At 67.6% G+C, this 19,687-nt stretch carries 17 protein-coding genes and 1 tRNA gene; 7 read left to right on the top strand and 11 right to left on the bottom strand.

Annotation, left to right across the window (positions count from 1 at the left end):
• Positions 1-13: 13 nt before the first annotated feature.
• Both dkgB and AC0Z6F_RS14600 read right to left on the bottom strand, forming a co-directional pair.
• On the bottom strand, positions 14-823 hold the full coding sequence (dkgB, locus tag AC0Z6F_RS14605) for a 2,5-didehydrogluconate reductase DkgB (protein ID WP_100469916.1): 810 nt from the start codon (positions 821-823) through the stop codon (positions 14-16).
• An 88-nt stretch (positions 824-911) separates the two neighbouring features.
• Complete coding sequence (locus tag AC0Z6F_RS14600) at positions 912-2,126, bottom strand: MFS transporter (RefSeq protein ID WP_012512451.1); 1,215 nt, start codon at positions 2,124-2,126, stop codon at positions 912-914.
• A 107-nt stretch (positions 2,127-2,233) separates the two neighbouring features.
• Between AC0Z6F_RS14600 and AC0Z6F_RS14595 the strand changes: the two genes are divergently transcribed.
• The gene (locus AC0Z6F_RS14595; protein WP_065723699.1) at positions 2,234-3,136 is read left to right on the top strand and encodes a LysR family transcriptional regulator; all 903 of its coding nucleotides are present in this window, start codon (positions 2,234-2,236) and stop codon (positions 3,134-3,136) included.
• 197 nt (positions 3,137-3,333) lie between these two features.
• On the opposite strand, the gene AC0Z6F_RS14590 is transcribed toward AC0Z6F_RS14595, so the two are convergent.
• On the bottom strand, positions 3,334-5,454 hold the full coding sequence (locus tag AC0Z6F_RS14590; protein WP_485617499.1) for a methyl-accepting chemotaxis protein: 2,121 nt from the start codon (positions 5,452-5,454) through the stop codon (positions 3,334-3,336).
• Between the two features lie 183 nt (positions 5,455-5,637).
• On the opposite strand from AC0Z6F_RS14590, the gene AC0Z6F_RS14585 reads away from it, so the two are divergent.
• Together AC0Z6F_RS14585 and AC0Z6F_RS14580 are read left to right on the top strand one after the other, a co-directional pair.
• Complete coding sequence (locus AC0Z6F_RS14585) at positions 5,638-6,093, top strand: Rrf2 family transcriptional regulator (protein ID WP_100469907.1); 456 nt, start codon at positions 5,638-5,640, stop codon at positions 6,091-6,093.
• Entirely contained in the window at positions 6,083-6,988 is a 906-nt protein-coding gene (locus AC0Z6F_RS14580; protein WP_100469904.1) for an NAD(P)/FAD-dependent oxidoreductase, read from the top strand. Before AC0Z6F_RS14585 ends, AC0Z6F_RS14580 begins: the two co-directional genes overlap by 11 nt.
• Positions 6,989-7,139: 151 nt before the next feature.
• On the opposite strand, the gene AC0Z6F_RS14575 is transcribed toward AC0Z6F_RS14580, so the two are convergent.
• From AC0Z6F_RS14575 to AC0Z6F_RS14560, 4 genes are all read right to left on the bottom strand, one after another.
• Positions 7,140-8,360: an RtcB family protein gene (locus AC0Z6F_RS14575; protein ID WP_012512447.1), complete on the bottom strand. Its 1,221-nt coding sequence runs from the start codon at positions 8,358-8,360 to the stop codon at positions 7,140-7,142.
• Between the two features lie 55 nt (positions 8,361-8,415).
• Positions 8,416-9,540: a slipin family protein gene (locus tag AC0Z6F_RS14570; RefSeq protein WP_197585277.1), complete on the bottom strand. Its 1,125-nt coding sequence runs from the start codon at positions 9,538-9,540 to the stop codon at positions 8,416-8,418.
• A 357-nt stretch (positions 9,541-9,897) separates the two neighbouring features.
• A tRNA-Arg gene (locus AC0Z6F_RS14565) sits at positions 9,898-9,971 on the bottom strand.
• Positions 9,972-10,615: 644 nt separating this feature from the next.
• Positions 10,616-11,572 carry an aldo/keto reductase gene (locus AC0Z6F_RS14560; protein ID WP_485617496.1) on the bottom strand — a complete coding sequence of 319 codons (957 nt, stop codon included), beginning with the start codon at positions 11,570-11,572 and terminating at the stop codon, positions 10,616-10,618.
• Positions 11,573-11,741: 169 nt separating this feature from the next.
• Between AC0Z6F_RS14560 and AC0Z6F_RS14555 the strand changes: the two genes are divergently transcribed.
• The 3 genes from AC0Z6F_RS14555 (at position 11,742) to AC0Z6F_RS14545 (ending at position 13,570) form a co-directional block, all read left to right on the top strand.
• Positions 11,742-12,599, top strand: coding sequence for a class I SAM-dependent methyltransferase (locus AC0Z6F_RS14555; RefSeq protein ID WP_448123561.1), 858 nt, complete (start codon positions 11,742-11,744; stop codon positions 12,597-12,599).
• 111 nt (positions 12,600-12,710) lie between these two features.
• On the top strand, positions 12,711-12,962 hold the full coding sequence (locus tag AC0Z6F_RS14550) for a hypothetical protein (protein WP_229298234.1): 252 nt from the start codon (positions 12,711-12,713) through the stop codon (positions 12,960-12,962).
• 68 nt (positions 12,963-13,030) lie between these two features.
• Positions 13,031-13,570: a pseudouridine synthase gene (locus tag AC0Z6F_RS14545; protein ID WP_485617567.1), complete on the top strand. Its 540-nt coding sequence runs from the start codon at positions 13,031-13,033 to the stop codon at positions 13,568-13,570.
• Positions 13,571-13,718: 148 nt separating this feature from the next.
• Here AC0Z6F_RS14545 and AC0Z6F_RS14540 read toward each other — a convergent pair whose 3' ends face one another.
• Both AC0Z6F_RS14540 and hrpB read right to left on the bottom strand, forming a co-directional pair.
• Entirely contained in the window at positions 13,719-14,093 is a 375-nt protein-coding gene (locus tag AC0Z6F_RS14540; RefSeq protein WP_006401326.1) for a hypothetical protein, read from the bottom strand.
• 201 nt (positions 14,094-14,294) lie between these two features.
• On the bottom strand, positions 14,295-16,799 hold the full coding sequence (gene hrpB, locus AC0Z6F_RS14535; protein ID WP_485617493.1) for an ATP-dependent helicase HrpB: 2,505 nt from the start codon (positions 16,797-16,799) through the stop codon (positions 14,295-14,297).
• A 67-nt stretch (positions 16,800-16,866) separates the two neighbouring features.
• Here hrpB and AC0Z6F_RS14530 point away from each other — a divergent pair, with 67 nt between their 5' ends.
• On the top strand, positions 16,867-17,664 hold the full coding sequence (locus AC0Z6F_RS14530; protein WP_032973737.1) for a TatD family hydrolase: 798 nt from the start codon (positions 16,867-16,869) through the stop codon (positions 17,662-17,664).
• A gap of 66 nt (positions 17,665-17,730) precedes the next feature.
• Here the strand turns inward: AC0Z6F_RS14530 and AC0Z6F_RS14525 are convergent, their stop codons facing one another.
• Complete coding sequence (locus tag AC0Z6F_RS14525; RefSeq protein ID WP_198283160.1) at positions 17,731-18,594, bottom strand: NAD-dependent epimerase/dehydratase family protein; 864 nt, start codon at positions 18,592-18,594, stop codon at positions 17,731-17,733.
• Positions 18,595-18,629: 35 nt separating this feature from the next.
• The gene (gene panE, locus AC0Z6F_RS14520) at positions 18,630-19,568 is read right to left on the bottom strand and encodes a 2-dehydropantoate 2-reductase (protein WP_012512439.1); all 939 of its coding nucleotides are present in this window, start codon (positions 19,566-19,568) and stop codon (positions 18,630-18,632) included.
• Positions 19,569-19,687 lie beyond the last annotated feature (119 nt).

The following is a 19,687-nucleotide window of genomic DNA, read 5'->3' as shown; positions in this document are numbered from 1 at the left end:
ACCGCGGTTGGGATCAATCCCAGGCCGGGGCAATCCCTTCCGGATTCGCCAGGCGATGGCCACGATCCAGCTTGGCGATCTGTGCCATGTCTTCGTCGGTCAATCGCACGGCCGCTGCTTCCAGGTTGGCTGCCAGGTTCTCGCGCTTCGTCGACGACGGGATCACCGAGAAGCCCTGCTGCAGCGCCCAGGCCAGCGCAACCTGCGCCGGGGTGGCCTGGTGACGGCCGGCAATGGCCTGGATCACCGGGTCCTTCAGCACTTCGCCATAAGCCAGGCTCATGTAGGCGGTGATGTGGATGCCGTTGTCCTGCAGGAACTTCACCAGCAGGCGGTTCTGCAGGTACGGGTGGATCTCGATCTGGTTGGTGGCGATGGCTTCGGCACCGAGGATCTCGATCGCCTTGCGGGTCTGCGCGATGGTGAAATTGGAGATGCCGATCGCCTTGGTCAGCCCCTTCGCCTTGGCTTCGGCCAGTGCCGGCAGGTATTCCTCCATCGGCACATCGACCTTGCCATTCGGTGACGGCCAGTGGATCAGCGCCAGGTCGACGCGGTCGGTGCGCAGCTTCTCCAGGCTGGTACGCAGGCTGGCCAGCAGCGCATCGCGCTTGAACTCGGTGATCCACACCTTGGTGGTCAGGTACAGATCATCACGCGACACGCCGGACTCGGCGATGGCCTGGCCGACTTCGGCTTCGTTGCCGTAGATCTGCGCGGTATCGATGGCGCGGTAGCCGACCTCCAGCGCATTGCGCACCGAGTCGATCACGGTCTGGTCCTTCAGGCGGAAGGTGCCGAGACCAAAAGCGGGGACAGTCATGGGAAGCTCCAACGGGGGGAAGGGAGTAGCAGAGGGAAGAGGGTAGGACAGGCACCGTATGCATGCCGGCAACGGTGCATTGCATGGATCAATGCGCGGTGGCGGCAATGCCGTCGGCGCGGTGGTCGACGCCATCGCGGCGGTCGAGGCGGCCACTGAGCACGGTCAGCGCGTAGGCCAGCACGACCACCAGCGCGCCCAGCCATGGGGTATGCATCAGGCCGATGTGCTCCACCACCAGGCCGCCCAGCGAGGCGCCCATGGCGATGCCGACGTTGAACGCGGCGATGTTCAGGCCTGAGGCCACGTCGGTGGCCTGCGGTGCATAGCGCTGCGCCTGCTTGACCACGTAGACCTGCAGGCCGGGCACGTTGCCGAACGCTACCGCACCCAGCGCCAGCACCGTCAGCAGCATCAACCAGGTGTTGTAGGCAGTGAACGTGAGCACGAACAGCACCAATGCCAGCAGTCCGAAGATGCGCTTCAGCGCGGGCACCGGACCCAAGCGGTCGGCCATGCGCCCGCCCCACAGGTTGCCGATCGCCACCGACACGCCGTACACCAGCAGCACCAGGCTCACGGCGTTGGCCGGAAGGCCGGTGACGTCCTGCAGGATCGGCGCCAGATAGGTGAAGGCCAGGAAGGTGCCACCGTAGCCCAGCGCGGTCATCGCATAGACCAGCAGCAGGCGTGGCTGGCCGAGCACGGCCAGCTGTTGGCGGAGGCTGGCCGGCGCACTCTGTGGCAGGTTGCGCGGAACGAACAACAGCGCGCCGATCAGGGCGACGACGCCGAGGCCGGCCACCGCCAGGAACGTCGCGCGCCAGCCCAGATGCTGGCCGATGAAGGTGCCCAGCGGCACGCCGGTCACCAGCGCCACGGTCAGGCCGGTGAACATGATGGCGATCGCGCTGGCCGCCTTCTCCTTCGGTACCACGGCGGTGGCGATGATCGCGCCGATCGAGAAGAACACGCCGTGCGCCAGGCCGGTCAGGATGCGGGCGATGATCAGCGAGGTATACCCGGGTGCCATCCAGGCGACGACATTGCCGAGCGTGAACAACACCATCAGCGCCACCAGCAGTTGCTTGCGCGGTACGCGTCCGGTCAGCGCAGTCAGCACCGGCGCGCCGATGGCCACGCCCAGCGCGTACAGCGAGACCAGCAGGCCGGCCGAGGGCAGGCTGACCTGCAGGTCTCCGGCGATGGTCGGGATCAGGCCGACGATGACGAATTCGGTGGTGCCGATGGCGAAGGCACCGAGGGTCAACGCCAGCAGGGCGAGGGGAATGCCACGGGTCATGACAGGGTCCAGCGGGAGGAAGAGGCTGCGCAGTCTGCGCCGCCGACCTTTGCCGAAAAACCGGCCTTCACGCCAATCACTATTGCCGTGCAGTCAATAATAGGGACATGAAGACCACTCTCGATGAAATGCAGGCGTTCCTTTCGGTGATCGACAGCGGCTCGATCAGTGCCGCCGCCGAGCAGCTGGGGCAGACGCCCTCGGGCGTGAGCCGCGCCCTGGGGCGGCTGGAGGACAAGCTGGGGATCACCCTGCTGACCCGTACCACACGCCGCCTGCACCTGACCGCCGAGGGCGAGGCGTTCCTGCGCCATGCGCGCGCGATCATCGATGCGGTGGAATCGGCCGAGGAACAGATGGCGGCGCGCCGCGAGCGCCCGGCGGGGCGCCTGCGCGTGGATGCGGCGATGCCGTTCGTGCTGCACGTGATCGCGCCGCTGGTGGCCGGCTATCGCGCGCGTTACCCGGAAGTGCAGCTGGAGTTGAACAGTTCCGACCGCTACATCGACCTGCTCGAACGGCGCACCGATCTGGCGATCCGGATCGGCCCGCTGGCCGACTCCACCCTGCATGCGCGGCTGCTGGGCCGCTGCCAGCTGCGGCTGGTGGCCAGCCCGGCCTACCTGGCCAGGCACGGCGAACCGGCCAACGTCGCCGCACTGGGCCAGCACACGCTGCTCAGCTTCAACGAGCCGGAATCACTCAACCGTTGGCCGCTGCCCGGAGAGTCGGATGGGCTGCTGCTGGTGCGCCCGGATATTGCCGTATCCAGTGGCGAGACGTTGCGCCGGCTGGCGGTGGAAGGTGTGGGCATCACCTGCCTGTCTGACTTCGTCACCGATCGCGACCGCAGCGCCGGCACCCTGGTGCAGGTGCTGGCGGGGCAGACGCTGGATGTGTACCAGCCGATCCATGCGGTGTACTACCGCAACACCGCCGTGTCGTCGCGGATCAGCTCGTTCGTGGATTACCTGGCCGACGCGATGGCGCAGAGCGACTACGTGCGCTGAAGTTGCCGGCCAGCGGCCGGCACTACCGCACGCGCCGGTGGGCGCGGCTGCTCTGGTGGGTGCGGACCGTTGGTCCGCACTGATCCTGCCGTCGCCCGACCAACGGTCGGGCGCTACCCATGTGGCGGCGGACGCTGCCGGCCAGCGGCCGGCACATCGCACGGGTAGTGCCGGCCGCTGGCCGGCAACCGGATCAATCAGGCTGCGCGCGCCAACGCGTCCTTCGCTGCCGCCGTGGTCGACAGATCGAACACATCCACCGCATCGATCAACCGGTTCGCCTGTTGTTCCAGGCTGCGTGCGGCGGCACTGGCTTCCTCCACCAGCGCGGCGTTCTGCTGGGTGGTGCCATCCATCTGGATCACGGTCTGGCTGACCTGCTCGATACCCGCGCTCTGCTCCTGCGAGGCCGCCGAAATCTCGGCCATGATGTCGGTCACGCGCTGCACCGATGCCACGATCTCGGCCATGGTGTCACCGGCCTCGCGCACGCGCTGCGCGCCGTGGCCGACCTGCTCAACCGAGGCTTCGATCAACGCCTTGATCTCCTTCGCGGCCGCCGCCGAGCGCTGCGCCAGCGTGCGCACTTCACTGGCGACCACCGCGAAGCCGCGGCCCTGTTCGCCGGCCCGCGCGGCTTCCACTGCCGCGTTCAGCGCCAGGATGTTGGTCTGGAATGCGATGCCATCGATCACGCTGATGATCTCGGCGATCTGCCGTGACGAGGTCTCGATCGCACCCATCGTCGCCACCACTTGGCCGACCACGCTGCCGCCCTGCGAGGCGACCGTGTGCGCGCCGATCGCCAGCTGGTTGGCCTGGCGTGCATGCTCGGCGTTTTGGCGCACGGTGGAGGTCAGTTCTTCCATCGATGCTGCAGTCTCTTCCAGATTGGCCGCCTGCTGCTCGGTACGGCGCGACAGATCATTGTTGCCGGCGGCGATCTCTGCAGCCGCAGTGTGGATGTTGCCGGAGGCGTGCTTGATGTCGGTGACGATGGTCGCCAGCTGCGCGGCAGTGGCGTTGGCATCGCCGGCGATGCGCGCGAACACGCCCTGGAAATCGCCGTGCATGCGCGCGCCGAGGCGACCATCGGCGATCGCACGCAGCATGCTGGAGACCTCGCCGAGGTTCTGCTCGGTGGTCTGCATCAACCGGTTCAAGCCATCGACCATCGCGCGGAAGTCATGCTCGAAGCGCGCGCTGTCGCCACGCTGGCTGAAGTCACCGGCGGCAGCGGCTTCGGCCAGGCGGCGGATCTCGCCATTGATCATGCCGAGATTGACCTTGGCGGTATCCAGCGCGTCGGTGATCACGGCCTTCTCGCCCGGCAGCCGCTCCATGTCCTGGCTGAGGTCACCGATGGCGTAACGGCCCATGATCGCAATCGCGCGCAGCTTTACCTGGATGTGCGCATCGACCAGCGCGTTGCTGTCGGCGACCATTTCGCCGAATGCGCCGGGGAAGGCACTGGCGTCCATGCGGTGGCTGATGGTGCCGGCTTCATGCGCCTGTGCCATCGTGGCCTGCGCATCGAGCACGCCGCGCAGTGTGGACTGCACCGCCTGCATGGCCTGCGCGAGCCGACCGATCTCATCGCGGCTGCGCACCTGCACAACATGCTCCAGATCACCGGCGGCCACTGCGCGCGCAGCGGCCTCCACCGCCAGCACCGGCTGCACCACCGCACGCCGCAGCCACCAGCCCAGCCCCATCAGCAGCAACACGGCGGCCAGCACGGTCAGCGCCGCGCACAGCAGCAGCGTCTGCCGCGCCTGCTGCGAACGGGCCGCTACCGCCGCTTCGGCCACCTGCGTGGCGTGCGTACTCAACGCATCCAGCGCGGTTGCCACCGGGCGGTCCTTGCCGCGCACGAGATTGTCGCCGGCGGCGGGATCGTAGCTGGCCTCGGCGAATGCCTGCAGCGCCGCGTGATAGTCCTGCTGCAGCTGCGCGTGCAGGCCGATGAACGCTTGCGCCAGTTCGCGCGTTCGTGCATCCGGGCTGCTGACCAGGCCCTTGGCCAGCTGTTCGACCAGACGGCCCTCGCTGTCGAAGGCGTCCAGGTGGCGCTGGCGCAACGCGTCGTCGTGGCCACGCAGCAGTACGTTCTTCCATTCCTGCACCTGCCCGCGGAACTCGCGCTGCAGGCGCTCGGCGTCGCGGCTGTGGGCGACTTCGGGCGGAACCTCGGTGGACAGTTTCAACCAGGCGGAGGCGAGGCCGGCCAGAGCACACAGCAGGACCACGGCCAGACCAACGGAAACCGCGCCGAGCAGCTTGGACTGCAGGCGCGGAGCACGGACAGACGCATTCATGTGGAAGGACTCTCGGGAAGGGGCAATGCGGTATCGACCCGATGCGCACACCCTGAAGTGGGATGCACATCACATTCGCGTTTCGTTTAGTGATGTGAAGAAACTATTTCATAGGACAGATGTGTCCATATGGAACGAAAGCAGACCCTCGACAGAGGAATTAAATGTAACTATTGTTGTTACATGAAATCCGCGAGCCCGCTTTCCGACGCTCTGCATGTGATGGCGCACCTGGTCGGCCATGCCGCACCGCGTACGTCCGAACAGCTGGCGTCGTGCCTGCCGACCCATCCGGTAGTGATCCGCCGCCTGCTGGCGCAGCTGCACAGGGCTGGCTTGGTGCGCAGCACGCGCGGCCATGGTGGCGGCAGCGTGCTGGCCCGCGACGCCGCGGCGATCACCCTGCATGACATCTATCTGGGGGTGGGAGCACCGCCGCTGGTCCAGGTCGGCGCTCGCGATTCCGGTGGCGGCTGCCCGATCCAGCAACTGGTCAACAGTGCCCTGCTCGAAGGCGCGCGCGAGGCGCAGCGGCTGCTTGAGCAGCGCCTGCAGGCGACCACGCTGGACCAGCTCGGCGCCGACTTCGCCCGCCATCTTGCCCATCACCGTTCCCTGGAAGGTCACCATGAATCCTGATGTGCTCATCGTCGGCGGCAGCTATGCCGGCATTGCCGCCGGCCTGATCCTGGCCCGTGCCCGTCGCCCGGTCACCGTCATCGATGCCGGTTCACCGCGCAATCGTTTCGCCAGTCATTCGCACGGAGTGCTGGGGCTGGATGGCATCAGCGGCGCCGAGCTGCTGAAAGCCGCGCGCCAGCAATTGCTGGATTACCCCACGGTGCGTTGGGTGCATGCCGAAGTGGAGCACGCCCGCACCACCGCCGAAGGCGTGGAAGTGCGTACCGCCGATGGCCAGGTGCTGGCCGCGCGCAAGCTGCTGCTGGCAAGCGGCATCGCCGACCAGCTGCCGGAACTGCCCGGACTGGCCGAGCGCTGGGGCAGCACTGTGCTGCACTGCCCCTACTGCCACGGCTATGAAGTCGGTGGTGGTGCCATCGGCCTGCTCGGCGGCCATCCGATGTCCGCCAGCAAGGCGCCGCTGTTCGCCGACTGGGGCAACGTCACGTTCTTCAGCATGGGTCTGGAGATCACCGATGAGGAACGCGCCGCCATGCAGCAGCGTGGCGTGCACATCGAGACGTCACCCGTGCTGGGTGTGCAGGGCGACCAGCCGACCTGGCTGGAAGTGGAGCTGGCCGACGGCCGCCGCATCGCACAGCGTGCGCTGTTCGTGCCGGCCACCCAGGCGATGGCCACGCCGCTGGTGCAGCAGCTGGGGTGCACATTGGTCGAGAGCCCGCTGGGCGTGCTGATCGAGGTCGACATGATGAAGCAGACCTCGGTGCCGAACGTGTATGCCGCAGGCGATGCGACCACAGTAGGCAACATCACCCTGGCCGCCGCCGAAGGCGTGCGCGCGGGGATCGGCGTGCATCATGCGCTGGTGGCCGAGGACAGCGTGCCGCGCTGACCGCAGCACTGATAGCCGCCGACCTTGGTCGGCGCCTTTGCATCCACGCATGGCGTGGAAGAGCAGTCGAGCAAGCTCGACGCTACGGATCCCGGGCATCCATTCGCCCGTGCCCGTCGAGCAGGTGCCGGCCGAGGCCGGCACCGTTCCATCACCCCTTCACGCACAGCACCTGGCGCAGGGTGTGCACCACGTCGACCAGGTCGAGCTGCGCGGCCATCACATCGTCGATCGACTTGTACGCCGCCGGCGACTCGTCCAGCACGCCGCTGTCCTTGCGGCATTCCACGTGTGCGGTGGCCTCGCGGTGCTGGGCCAGCGTGATCTGCTGGCGCGCAGCGCCACGGCTCATTACCCGGCCGGCACCGTGGCTGCAGCTGTGGAAGCTGTCCGCGTTGCCCTTGCCACGCACGATGTAGCTGCGCGTGCCCATGCTGCCGGGAATGATGCCCAGCTCGCCCTCGCGGGCACTGACCGCGCCCTTGCGCGTCACCAGCAGCTCCTGGCCGTGGTGCGTCTCCTTCTGCACGTAGTTGTGGTGGCAGTTCACCGCCATCGCCGCCAGCTGGAACTTCGGCAGCCGGTGGCGCATCTCGGCCAGCACCCGCGACATCATTGCCTCGCGGTTCTGCCTGGCGTAATCCTGCGCCCACGACACTGCTTCGACGTAGTCATCGAACAGCGGCTCGCCTTCCATGAAGAACGCCAGGTCCTTGTCCGGCAGGTGGAAGCCGAGCACACGGCGCGCAAGTTCTTCGCGCGCCCTCTCGATGAAGTAGGTGCCGATCAGGTTGCCGGTACCGCGAGAACCGCTGTGCAGCATCACCCACACCGTGTCCGTCTCGTCCAGGCACAGTTCGATGAAGTGGTTGCCGCCGCCCAGCGTACCCAGCTGGCGATCCAGCTTGTCGGTACGGATCTTCCGGTGCTTGTCCTTGATGTTCTCCAGGCCGGCGGCCAGCCCGGATTGCACCAACCGGGTATGGATGCTGTCGGGCATGCGGTGGTGCTCGCCGCCGCGCCCATTGCCGACCGGGATGCTGCGCTCGATGCTGTTGCGCAGCTGCCGCAGGTCATCGGGCAGGTCATTGGCACGCAGCGTGGTACGCACGGCGGCCATGCCGCAGCCGATGTCGACGCCGACCGCGGCCGGGATGATCGCACCGCGGGTCGGGATCACCGAGCCCACGGTCGCGCCCTTGCCCAGGTGCACGTCCGGCATCACGGCCACCCACGGCCCGACGAACGGGATCGCGGCGATGTTGCGCAGCTGCTCATGCGCCTGCGCCTCCAGCGGCACACCGTTGACCCAGCCCTTGATCGGCGTGGTGCCCTCGGCGTGCAGCCATTGATAGTTGTGTTGAGTGTCCATGTCTTTGTGTTTGTCCTTGATGGGCCGGCGGCGCGTCCCTGCGCCACCGCGACCCCTACCTGATCGTCACCAACTGCTTCAGCACGCCATCCAGGCCGCCGAACACGGTGAGCTTGTCGATCTTCTCGGTGACCTTCTCCAGTGCCTCCAGCTCCTTCAAGCGCATCAGCACCGGGTTGTCCTCGATCAGCTTTGCGGTGTTGAGCTGCGAACGCGTGGCGTTGGCCTCCTCACGACGGCGGATCACGCTGGCCTGGGCCTGCTTCTCGGCCAGCACCACACCGTTGAGGATCTCCTTCATCTCACCCGGCAGGATCACGTCCTTGATGCCGACGCCGAGCAAGCGCACGCCGTGGCCCTCGATCGCGGCCTGCACATGCGCGGCGATCTCGCCGTCCAGTGCGGCCTTGTCGCCCAGCAGCTCGTCCAGGCTGCGCGCGGCAATCGCCTGGCGCAGGCCGAACTGCAGCTGCCGGTAGACGAACTCGTCGGCATTGCTGAGCGTGCGGTGTGCACGCACCGGGTCGACCACCTGCACAGTCGCGGCCAGGTTCACCCGCAGGGTCACCTTGTCGCGGCTGAGCAGTTCCTGGCCGGACACGTCCAGCGAACGCGCACGCAGCTCCACACGCTCCACCGACACGTTGCCGTTGAAGTTCCAGAACGCGTGCAGGCCGGCGTCCAGCGTCTGCCGCAGCGTGCCATCGATGAACAGCAGGCCGACCGACTCGCTCGGCACGGTGCTGATCACCGCCACACGCGGCAGCACGCCCAGCTGGCCCAGGCGTTGCTGCACGTCCGCCGCAATGCGCGGCTCGTCACCCAGCGCCATCACGCGCACCTGGGTGTCGACCGAACCCCGCCAGTACAGACGGCGGCTGCCCGGCGGCAGGACTTCATCGATGCGGCCGTTGCGCAGCAACAGGCCGACCTCGCTGGCGCCGACGTTGGCCAGCACGAAGTGCGTGTCCAGTCGTGCGCCCAGCGCCTCGATCAGGCTGTCCTGGTCGTTGCCGGTGTAGGCCGCGCCCTTCGATGCAGTGTGGATGTCCACGTGCGGGCGGCCGCCGAACGGCGACAGGCGGTGCACGCCCGGCAGCAGGATCTGCTGGAAACGACGGTTGCGATACACCAGGCCGCGCTCGCCGTCGCCGATCACGACCTTGATGGTCCAGAACATGGGAGTCTCTCCTTGTATGGCTCTGGTGGTTCGACCCGTTGCGAATGGATCGCCATGACCCGGGTCGATCAGGTCGTGGCGAGGCCGCCTGCACACCACGTGCAGCCAGCGGAAGAGGGCGGCCATCGGCGGACGGTCCGCGCGCGGAGCCTTCGGCGCACCGGCACTGCTGCCATCGTCGTTCCCGGCAGGCAGCACCGGTGCGGAACGTGGCTGGCAGTGGCGGCGGGCCGGGGCCCGGCGTGCGGTCCGTTGCCTTCCACGTTCCTGCCCGCAGGCGACGTCCGTGGACGGCGACGATGGCCGCTGGGGCTTGCGCCCCGGGTGTTGCTTCAAGTCATGACGTGACAGGTCATGTGGTTTGGAGTGGGAATCGAACCCACGACAGACGGATTAGGGATCCGTTGCTCTGACCAAGCTGAGCTATCCAGTTGGGGATCGCGCGGAATCGAACCGCGTACCGGCGAACCGGCGCCTGCTTCCAGCAGGCGATCCAGGCGATGGCATGTCCGCGACCTCCGGCATACGCCACGGCAACGCCGCGCGCACCAGCCCGTGGTGGAAACGGGACCGTTGGAAAATCGAGGGTGCAGGCCACCGACATTATCGCGAGCGATAATGTTTGGGTGCGATGCAGATAATGTCCAGGCGCTGCCGATCGCGCGAAGTAAATCCTTCGACGGGGCAGGAAAAACCTGGCTCAGTGAGCGGCGGGTTGCCGCGCGGGGTGCAGTTCTGGCATCGCGGGTCCTTGTGCCGACGCAAACGAAAACGCCCCCGGGACTTGCGTTCCGAGGGCGTCGTCAAGCCTCGGAGATCGGGGTGGCCGATCTCCGCAGGGCGGGTATCAGGCCGTTGTCAGCTGGTCTTCCTTGCCGAACGCGCGCGCCAGCACGTCCATGCGCAGGCATGGCAGCAGTTTGGCGATGGCGACGGAATGCGCGTTCAAGGAAAGTTTCCAGTGGTTGTTGAAACGAGGTGCGCACGATAAACCACGATTTAGTCGCGTGCAACCATTTTGTTCAATTATTTTCTTCGCTGTTGTGCAATGCCGGCCAGCAGCCGGCACTACAACTCAGCCTTCCGCGCTGGCGGCATCCAGCTGTGCGACATCCTGCACGCTCAGCGACACGTTGGCTGCGGCCAACAGATCGTGCAGCTGCTCGACGCTGGTGGCGCTGACGATCGGCGCGGTGATCGATGGTCGCGCGATCTGCCACGCCAGTGCGATCTGCGCAGCGCTGGCGTTGTGCTTGCTGGCCACGTCATCCAGTGCCTGCAGGATGCGCAGGCCACGCGGGTTCAGATAGCGCTTCACCACCGTCTCGCCACGTGCCGGGCTCTTGGCCGCATCGGCCGGCGTGCGGTATTTGCCGCTGAGGAAGCCGCTGGCCAGTGCGTAGTAGCCGATCACGCCGATCTGTTCGCGCTGCACCAGCGGTTCCAGTTCGGTCTCGTAGCCGGCGCGGTCGTACAGGTTGTATTCGGGCTGAAGGGTTTCGTAACGCGGCAGCTTATAGTCGGTGGACACCTTCAGCGCATCGGCCAGGCGCGTGGCGCTGTAGTTGGACGCACCGATCGCACGCACCTTGCCGGCTTCGATCAGCCGGCCGAATGCGGCCAGGGTCGCTTCCAGCGGCGTTGACTCGTCATCCTCGTGGGCCTGGTACAGATCGATCACGTCGGTCTGCAGGCGGCGCAGCGAATCTTCCACCGCGGCGTTGATGTTGTCCGGGGTCAGGCCGGGGCGCTCGGCCCACTTGGCCACCTTGGTCGCCAGCACCACCTTGTCGCGCTTGCCGCTGCGGGCGAACCACTTGCCGATCAGCGTTTCCGATTCGCCGCCGGCATTGCCCGGCACCCAGGCCGAATACACATCGGCGGTGTCGACCAGGTTGAAGCCGGCGTCGACGAAGGCATCGAGCAGGGCGAAGCTGGCCTTTTCATCGGCGCTCCAGCCGAACACGTTGCCACCGAAGGCGAGCGGACGTACATGCAGGCCGGAACGGCCCAGTTCGCGGGTTGCCGTCATGGGCACGGACTCCTTGGGGGAAGTGCTCCAGAATAGAACGCGTTGTGTGACCGCGCTGCGGCGGCGACCACAAAACAGTGTTCCGCGATGCGCACGCAGCTAACGTTTTGTGAACACCTGGGACGCCGCGGCTGCTAGTCTCGCCGCATCTTCCGCTGGAGTCGCTCCGATGATGCCTGCTTCGTCCCTGCGTGGTTGCCGCCTGCTGCTTGCTTCGGCCCTGCTTGCCGCTGTTCCCGCGTTCGCCGCACCGGCCACGGTAGCGCCGGCGAAGATCCAGGTGTCACCGGCCATCGATGCGGCGGTGAAGGCGTCGACCCGTGATGCCAACAACGTCAAGCGCGATGGCTATCGTCATCCGGCGCAGACGCTGTCGTTCTTCAGAGTCGCACCGGAGAAGACCGTCATCGAGATCACCCCCGGCAACGGCTGGTACTCGGAGATCCTGGCGCCGCTGCTGCGCGACAAGGGCCATTACGTCGCTGCCGTGGTCGACCCGATGGCTGTTGCCGAAGGCCGCGGCCGTGACTACCAGCAGCGCAGCCGCGACAGCCTGGAAAAGAAGTACGCCGGCACCCCGGCGCAGTTCGACAAGACCGCCGTGGTCGCATACGACCCGGCAAAGCCAGTGTTTGGCCCGGCCGGTTCAGCCGATGTGGTGCTTACCTTCCGCAACGTGCACAACTGGCGCAAGGCCGGCCAGGCGCAGGGCATGTTCCAGGGCTTCTTCAACGTGCTCAAGCCGGGCGGCGTGCTGGGCGTGGTCGAGCATCGCGCCAAGGCCGACGTGGCCGCCGACGATGACACCGGCTACGTCGGCCAGCAGCAGGTGATCGCGATGGCCGAAGCCGCCGGCTTCAGGCTGGACGCACGCAGCGAGGTCAACGCCAACCCGCGTGATACCAAGGACCACCCGAACGGTGTGTGGACGCTGCCGCCGACCAACCAGCATGACAAGGCCGATGATGCGAAGTACCAGGCCATTGGCGAAAGCGACCGCATGACCCTGCGCTTCATCAAGCCGTAAGGGGGGGGGCTGGGCCGCAGCCCGGTGAGCACGCAGCGCGGAGTTGGACGGAATGGGTGGCTGCCGGGCAATGCCCGGCGCTGCCGTCAATGGAGTGTCCTGTTGAAGAAAGTGCTGTACTTCGCCTTCGCATTGATGGCGCTGCCGCGGTTGTACGACTTCGTCTTCCATGCTGGTCACGTGCATGACCTCGTGGCGGCGGCAGGTTTTGCGGTGCTGCTGGTTGGTTGCCTGCTGGACGAACGCGCGCGCAGGACCTGCCCACCGGTAGCGCGGCTGCGGTACCGCGCCAACGCTGCCGCCACGTGCGGCGTCGTGCTGGTGCTCGTTGCGCTGTTGATGGAAAGGAAGGTCTTCGGCTGAGTAGCCGGTGATCGCGGCGGCGATGCGGGAATGGGACAATGCCCCACCTGCCGACTGCCGTGCCCGCAATGCTGATTGCCTTCAACAAGCCCTTCAACGTGCTCTGCCAGTTCACCGACCGCAGCGTGCCGCCGCGGCCGACGCTGGCCGGGTTCGGCCTGCCGCCGCGCGTGTATGCCGCCGGGCGCCTGGACCATGACAGCGAGGGCCTGCTGCTGTTGACCGACAACGGTACGCTGGCGCACAAGCTGACCGACCCGAAGCACAAGGCGGATAAGACCTACTGGGTGCAGGTGGAAGGCATGCCCAGCGACGAACAGCTGCAGCAGTTGCGTACGGGCGTGGTGCTCAATGACGGGCCGACCCTGCCGGCGAAGATCGAGCGCCTCGATCCGGCGCCGTCGCTGTGGACGCGTGATCCGCCGGTTCGCTTCCGCAAGACCGTACCCGACAGCTGGCTGGCGATCACGATCCGGGAGGGCCGCAACCGGCAAGTGCGGCGGATGACCGCAGGGGTGAACCTGCCGACGCTGCGGCTGGTACGCGTGTCGATGGGGCCGTACCGGCTGGACGACCTGCAGCCGGGGCAGTGGCGGCAGATCGGTTGAAACAGAAAGGGCCGGATACCTTGCGGTGTCCGGCCCTCATGTAGCTGATGGGGTCAGAGCCCTTCCTGCGGAAGGGATCCGACCCCGGTGGACCTGCAGCTTCAAGGGTCAGATCCCTTCCGCAGGAAGGGCTCTGACCCCGGCAGACTCAGGCGTCGCTGCCGATGTCGCTGTGCTCGTCGACCACGGTGTCGTTGCGGCGGTCGCGCGCATTGATGCGCTGGGCCTGGCCGTTCACCACATGGCCCTGCGCGGCCTTCTTCTTCTGCTGCTTGCGGTACAGCGCATAGCCAAGCAGGCCGACGCCAACGGCTGCGGCAGCCACGGCGACTGCCGGGTTGCGGCGCGCGAACCTGGTCGCGGCCTTGCCGCCAGTCTTCACCGCGCCAATGGCGGCACCGGTCTTGATCCAGTCGGCACTGCGCAGGCTGCCACCGGCGCTCTTGAGGCCGTCGCCGGCGGTGTGGGCCAGCTCCAGGGCGCGCTCCAGAGCGCGGTCGGTGATTACGGTCAGCTTGCTCATGCGGGGGGTCCTTTGCCTCGGGTCGAAGTCCAGTGTCGCGCGTTGCCCGTAAACGGTATGTCAGTCGGGGTCGCACGTGGTGTGACTCTACCGCAGCCATTCAGGATCAGGCAGGGTCCACAGCCGGTAGTGCCGGCCGCTGGCCGGCAACCTCGGAGCACCATGTGGAGAGCATTGCCGGCCAGCGGCCGGCACTACCGGTCAGGTGCCGCGCGGCTTGGCCCGGTGCGTGGCCGTCGCCGTCCACGGATCATCCGGCCACGGATGGCGCGGGTAGCGGCCCTTCATTTCCTTCTTCACCTCGGCGTAGGTGTTTTCCCAGAAGTTGCGCAGGTCCTGGGTGACCTGCAGCGGGCGACCACCGGGCGAGAGCAGGTGCAGGGTGAGCGGCACGCGGCCGTCGGCGATGCGCGGCGTGTCGGCCAGGCCGAACAGTTCCTGCAGCTTCACCGCCAGCACCGGAGGCAGCGGTTCGCCGCTCTCGCTGTCCAGCGCATAGGTAATTGGCCGCTCCAGCCCGGACGGCACGGTGATGCGGGTGGGCGCATGACGTTCGACCAGCTGCCGCTGCGACCATTCCAGCGGCGACTTCAGCGCTTCGCCGAAGCTGGATTCATCCAGCGCATCCAGTCGCGTTTTGCCGGCGAACGCAGGCTGCAGCCATTGCGCGCGCGTGGCCAGCAGGGCGTCGTCGCTGCAATCGGGCAGGCCGAGCTCGGGCATCCAGCGCCGCAGCGATTCCACCCGTGCCTGCCACTGGCGCAGGCCCTCGGTCCACGGCAGCGCCTGCAGGCCAAGTTCGGCGACCGCATCGGTCAGGGCCTGTGCGGCGTGCTGCGGATCGACCCGGCCGGCCGAGCGGCTGTCCAGCACGATGCGGTCGAAACGGGTCTCGCGCAGTGCCACCAGGGCGCGGCGCTCGCTGTCCCAGCGCACCACGTCTTCTGTGACGAAGCGCTCCGGCCACGCCTTGCGCAGCTGGCCTTCATCCACCGGTGCGGCACGCAGCAGCAGCGCATCGCGTGCCTCAAAGCGAAGCTCGCTGGCCACCAGCCACGGTTCGCCGCGCAGGTCACTCAATTCGTGCAGGCGCGTGCTGCGGCCATTGGCCAGCAGGTAGCGCAGTGGGTCGCTGGGGTGCTGGACACCGATGCGGTCGGGGAAGGCGTGTGCGAGCAGGTCACCGAGTTCATGGGCTTCGATGCTGGCCGGCGGTGCGGTATCGCAGCGCAGGCGACGTCGCCACTGTTTGGCGGCGGCATCAATCGCGGCCAGGCCGCTGCGGTTGGCGTCGCCCGGTGCGCGGCCATTGCGGAACGCCGCCAGCGCACGCCAACGTGCCGCCAGCGCGTCACCGCCCTGGCGCAGCGGGTCGCGCGCCTCCAGCAAGGCGGCCAGGTCAGCGGCCAGGGCTTGCGCACGTGCATCGGGCGCGGCCAGCAGCATCGCCGCCATCCGCGGATGCGTACCCAACGCCAGCACGCGGCGGCCGAGTGCGGTGATCGCGCCGCTGCTGGACAGCGCGCCGAGCCGCTGCAGCAGTTCGCGGGCGGCACCCATCGGGCCGGCCGGTGGCGGATCGAGGAAGCGCAGGTCGCTGCTGCCCCAGGCGGCCAGTTCCAGCGCCAGTCCGGCCAGCTCGACCTGATCGATTTCGGCGCGGCGCTGCGGCTCCAGCCGCTGCGACTGCGGCCACAGCCGCCACGCCACGCCCTCGGCGACACGGCCGGCGCGGCCCGCGCGCTGGTCGGCCGATGCCTGCGCGATGGCCACCACGTCCAGCCGGGTGAAGCCGCTGTTGGGGTCGTAGCGCGGCTCGCGTGCCTGGCCGCTGTCGATCACCACGCGCACGCCGGGCAGCGTCACCGAGGACTCGGCGACGTTGGTGGCCAGTACCACGCGGCGGCGGCCATCACTGGACGCCTGCAATACCCGCGCCTGCTGTTCCACTGGCAGCTCACCGTGCAGAGCCAGCACTTCCACGCCGGCATCCAGCGATTCCTGCAGCCCGGCTTGCACCCGCGCGATCTCGCGCTGGCCGGGCAGGAATACCAGCAGGTCACCCGGGTGCTCGGCCAATGCCTGCTGCACCGCGCGGCGCACCTGCAGTTCCAGCGCTTCATCGCGGCGCGCCGGGAAGTGACTGACCGCCACCGGGTAGCTGCGGCCTTCGCTGCTCAGGCGCGGCGCATCAAGGAAGCGGGCAAGTCGCTCGCCATCCAGCGTGGCCGACATCACCACCAGGCGCAGGTCCTCGCGTAGCTGCGCCTGCACGTCCAGCGCCAGGGCCAGGCCGAGGTCGCCACTGAGGTGGCGCTCGTGGAATTCATCGAACAGGATCGCGCCGACCGTTTCCAGCATCGGGTCGTCCTGCAGCATGCGGGTCAGGATGCCCTCGGTGACGACTTCAATCCGCGTACGCGCGGAGACCTTGTTCTCGAAGCGGATGCGGTAACCGACGGTGCCGCCCACCTCTTCGCCCAGCTGCCGCGCCATGAACAGTGCGGCGCTGCGCGCTGCCACCCGGCGCGGTTCCAGCATGATGATCCTCCGGTCCTGCAGCCACGGCGCATCGAGCAGCGCCAGTGGCACCTGGGTGGTCTTGCCGGCGCCGGGCGGGGCCTCCAGCACCAGCCGCGGCTGCGTGGCCAGGTGCTGCTGGATCTGCGGCAACAGCGGGGAAATCGGGAAGAGCGGGGCGTTCATGTGCAAAGGATAAAGGGCCACGGCAGCCGCAGGTACAATGCGCGGGCACTTTTCCCCCGCGATGACCATGCACCTGATCGATATCGGCGCCAACCTGACCCACGACTCCTTCGACCGTGACCGCGACGCCGTGCTGGACCGCGCACGGCAGGCCGGCGTGGTGCAGATGGTCATTACCGGCGCCAGCCGCGAGCACTCGCCGCTGGCCGTGCAGCTGGCGCAGCAGCACCCGGGTTTCCTGTATGCCACCGCCGGCGTGCACCCGCACCACGCTGTGGAATACACCGAGGAATGCGATGCCGAGATGCGCGCGCTGCATGCGCACCCGGAAGTGGTGGCGGTGGGCGAGTGCGGGCTGGACTACTTCCGTGACTTCTCGCCGCGCCCGGCCCAGCACCGTGCGTTCGAGCGCCAGCTGCAGCTGGCCGCGGACAATGGCAAGCCCCTGTTCCTGCACCAGCGAGACGCGCATGCCGACTTCATGGCACAGATGAAGAACTTCGAGGGTCGCATCGGCCCTGCGGTGGTGCACTGCTTCACCGGCGAACGCGACGAGCTGTTCGACTACCTGGACCAGGATTGGTACATCGGTATCACCGGCTGGTTGTGCGACGAACGCCGTGGCGCGCACCTGCGCGAACTGGTGAAGAACATCCCGGCCAACAGGTTGATGATCGAGACCGACGCACCGTACCTGCTGCCGCGCACGTTGAAGCCGATGCCGAAGGACCGCCGCAACGAACCGATGTTCCTCTCGCACATCGTCGAGGAACTGGCGCGCGATCGGGGCGAAGACGTGGCGGTAACCGCAGCCAATGCGACTGCGGCGACGCGTACGTTCTTCCACCTGCCCGACGCGGGTTGATCGGGTAGTGCCGGCCGCTGGCCGGCAGCACATCTTGATTGCCGGCCAGCGGCCGGCACTACCGCATCAGATGCCGCAAGGTTGCGAAGCGGCCAGCGCCCGCAGCCCTTCCCGATACGTCGGGAAGCTCGGCTCCCAGCCCAGTGCCCCGCGCGTACCGGTGCTGTCGATGCGCTTGCTGCTCTCGTAGAAGCGCCGCAGCGTCGGGCTTACTGCCGGGTCATCCCACGCCATTGCAGGCGGCATCGCGAAGCCGCCCAGCTGCGCGGCATATGCGAGCACATCCTGCGGCGGTGCGGGTTCGTCGTCGCTGGGCAGGTACAGGCCATTCAAGGCGGGTCGCCGCATCGCGGCGATGATCACCGCCGCCAGATCCTGCACGTGCAGGCGGTTGAATACCAGCCCAGGACGCACTACGTGGCGCGCACGTCCCTGCGCCAGCTGCAGCAGCGCATTGCGCCCCGGTCCATACAGTCCGGGCAGGCGGAATACTGCCGAGGCGATACCGCGCTGCTCCGCCAGCGCACGCCACTGGTCCTCGGCGCGTCTGCGTTGCATGCCGGTCGTTTCAGTGGCATCGGCCACGCTGGTTTCGTTGATCCAGCCGCCGGCCCGATCGGCATAGACCGACGTGGATGACAGATAGCCCACCCAGCGAAGTGCCGGACTTTCCTGCAGTGCCGGCAGCAGCAGACTCAGCGCCGGGTCACCCTCGGCGTCGGGCGGCACGCTGCACAGCACGGCCTCGGCCTGCGCGATCTCATCAAGCAGGGCCGTCGATGGCGTGGCGTCGGCGCGTAGCTGATGGCGCAGCAGCCCATCGTGCGGTGCCGACGCGGGGTCGCGCACCGTGCCGACCACACGTACGCCCAACGCCTGCAGATGCGTGGCCAGCACGCATCCGCTCCAGCCCATGCCGAGGATCAACATCCGTGTGGGCAGGGCGCTGGCCTGCATCGTGTCGCTCACGCGGCGCGCAGTGCCTGGTAGGCCTGCAGGCTGCTGTAGGCGACCTGCAGCAACAGGCCTTCCTGGTCGGCCTTGCGCGCGCGCGCCAGCATGTCGCCGACGATCTGCGCGGCTTCCACCTGCTGGCCGGCTTCCAGATCACGCAGCATCGAGGCCTTCAACGCCGAACCGGCCTGGGTCAGGGTGCCGCGGGCGGTGTCCTGCGCGGCATCGGGAATCGGCTCACCGGCGGCTTCGGCCACGGCCAGGCACTCGTCGTACAGGCCACGCACGATCGCCTCGCCATCATCGGTGGCGACGATGCTGCCGATATCCGCGCGCAGCAGGCAGGTGGCGGCGGCCAGCGCGGTCAGGAAGGTGTACTTGATCCACTGTTCCTGGCCGATATGCTCGCTGGCCAGGTGATCGAGGTTGGCCTGCGCACAGGCGGCGGCGAAGGCACGCACGCGCGTGGAGATCGCACCGCCATCGCGTTCGCCGAAGGTGAGCTTGGCCGGCTTGCCCAAGTGCAGCACGGCGCCGTCGGGGGCCTTGGTGGCACTGATGAAGCACAGGCCGCCGAGCACGGCGTCGCGGCCGAAGCGCAGGTCCAGCGCGTTGTAGTGATGCAGGCCGTTGAGGATCGGCAGCACGGTGGTGTTCGCACCGACTGCCGGCGCGATGGCATCGATCGAGCTGTCCAGGTCGTAGGCCTTGCAGCTGAGGATGACCAGATCGAACGGCTTCTGTGCGGCAAGCGCGGGCAGGGCGTCGGCGGTGACGTGCTGCACCGGGAAGCTGGCGTCGCCGAGCGGACTGCGGATGACCAGGCCGTCGCGGTCCAGCTGGGCGGCGCGTGCGGGGCGCACCAGGAAGGTCACGTCCACGCCAGCCTGAGCCAGGCGACCGCCGAAGTAACCGCCGGTACCGCCGGCGCCGAGGATCAGGATGCGCATTGCACGTTCACCGTTTTCTGGGGAATCAGGAGTGCGATTGTGCCGGAGATTGCGGCCAACGGCGGAGCCCCTCGTGGTGGAAGAAGCACAAGCCGTGCCTGGTCGGGCGGTCCGGGTGC

The organism is Stenotrophomonas sp. 1L-E-5-B-C3 (assembly GCF_057292075.1).
This window is presented reverse-complemented; position numbering and strand designations above follow the sequence as displayed.

Coding starts and splice junctions, on each gene's coding strand:
- AC0Z6F_RS14600 (WP_012512451.1), bottom strand. CDS start 2,126: ATGACCCGTGGCATTCCCCTCGCCCTGCTGGCGTTGACCCTCGGTGCC.
- AC0Z6F_RS14590 (WP_485617499.1), bottom strand. CDS start 5,454: ATGAATGCGTCTGTCCGTGCTCCGCGCCTGCAGTCCAAGCTGCTCGGC.
- AC0Z6F_RS14530 (WP_032973737.1), top strand. CDS start 16,867: ATGCACCTGATCGATATCGGCGCCAACCTGACCCACGACTCCTTCGAC.
- AC0Z6F_RS14595 (WP_065723699.1), top strand. CDS start 2,234: ATGAAGACCACTCTCGATGAAATGCAGGCGTTCCTTTCGGTGATCGAC.
- hrpB (WP_485617493.1), bottom strand. CDS start 16,799: ATGAACGCCCCGCTCTTCCCGATTTCCCCGCTGTTGCCGCAGATCCAG.
- AC0Z6F_RS14525 (WP_198283160.1), bottom strand. CDS start 18,594: ATGTTGATCCTCGGCATGGGCTGGAGCGGATGCGTGCTGGCCACGCAT.
- dkgB (WP_100469916.1), bottom strand. CDS start 823: ATGACTGTCCCCGCTTTTGGTCTCGGCACCTTCCGCCTGAAGGACCAG.
- AC0Z6F_RS14560 (WP_485617496.1), bottom strand. CDS start 11,572: ATGACGGCAACCCGCGAACTGGGCCGTTCCGGCCTGCATGTACGTCCG.
- AC0Z6F_RS14540 (WP_006401326.1), bottom strand. CDS start 14,093: ATGAGCAAGCTGACCGTAATCACCGACCGCGCTCTGGAGCGCGCCCTG.
- AC0Z6F_RS14575 (WP_012512447.1), bottom strand. CDS start 8,360: ATGGACACTCAACACAACTATCAATGGCTGCACGCCGAGGGCACCACG.
- panE (WP_012512439.1), bottom strand. CDS start 19,568: ATGCGCATCCTGATCCTCGGCGCCGGCGGTACCGGCGGTTACTTCGGC.
- AC0Z6F_RS14585 (WP_100469907.1), top strand. CDS start 5,638: ATGAAATCCGCGAGCCCGCTTTCCGACGCTCTGCATGTGATGGCGCAC.
- AC0Z6F_RS14580 (WP_100469904.1), top strand. CDS start 6,083: ATGAATCCTGATGTGCTCATCGTCGGCGGCAGCTATGCCGGCATTGCC.
- AC0Z6F_RS14555 (WP_448123561.1), top strand. CDS start 11,742: ATGATGCCTGCTTCGTCCCTGCGTGGTTGCCGCCTGCTGCTTGCTTCG.
- AC0Z6F_RS14545 (WP_485617567.1), top strand. CDS start 13,031: ATGCTGATTGCCTTCAACAAGCCCTTCAACGTGCTCTGCCAGTTCACC.
- AC0Z6F_RS14570 (WP_197585277.1), bottom strand. CDS start 9,540: ATGTTCTGGACCATCAAGGTCGTGATCGGCGACGGCGAGCGCGGCCTG.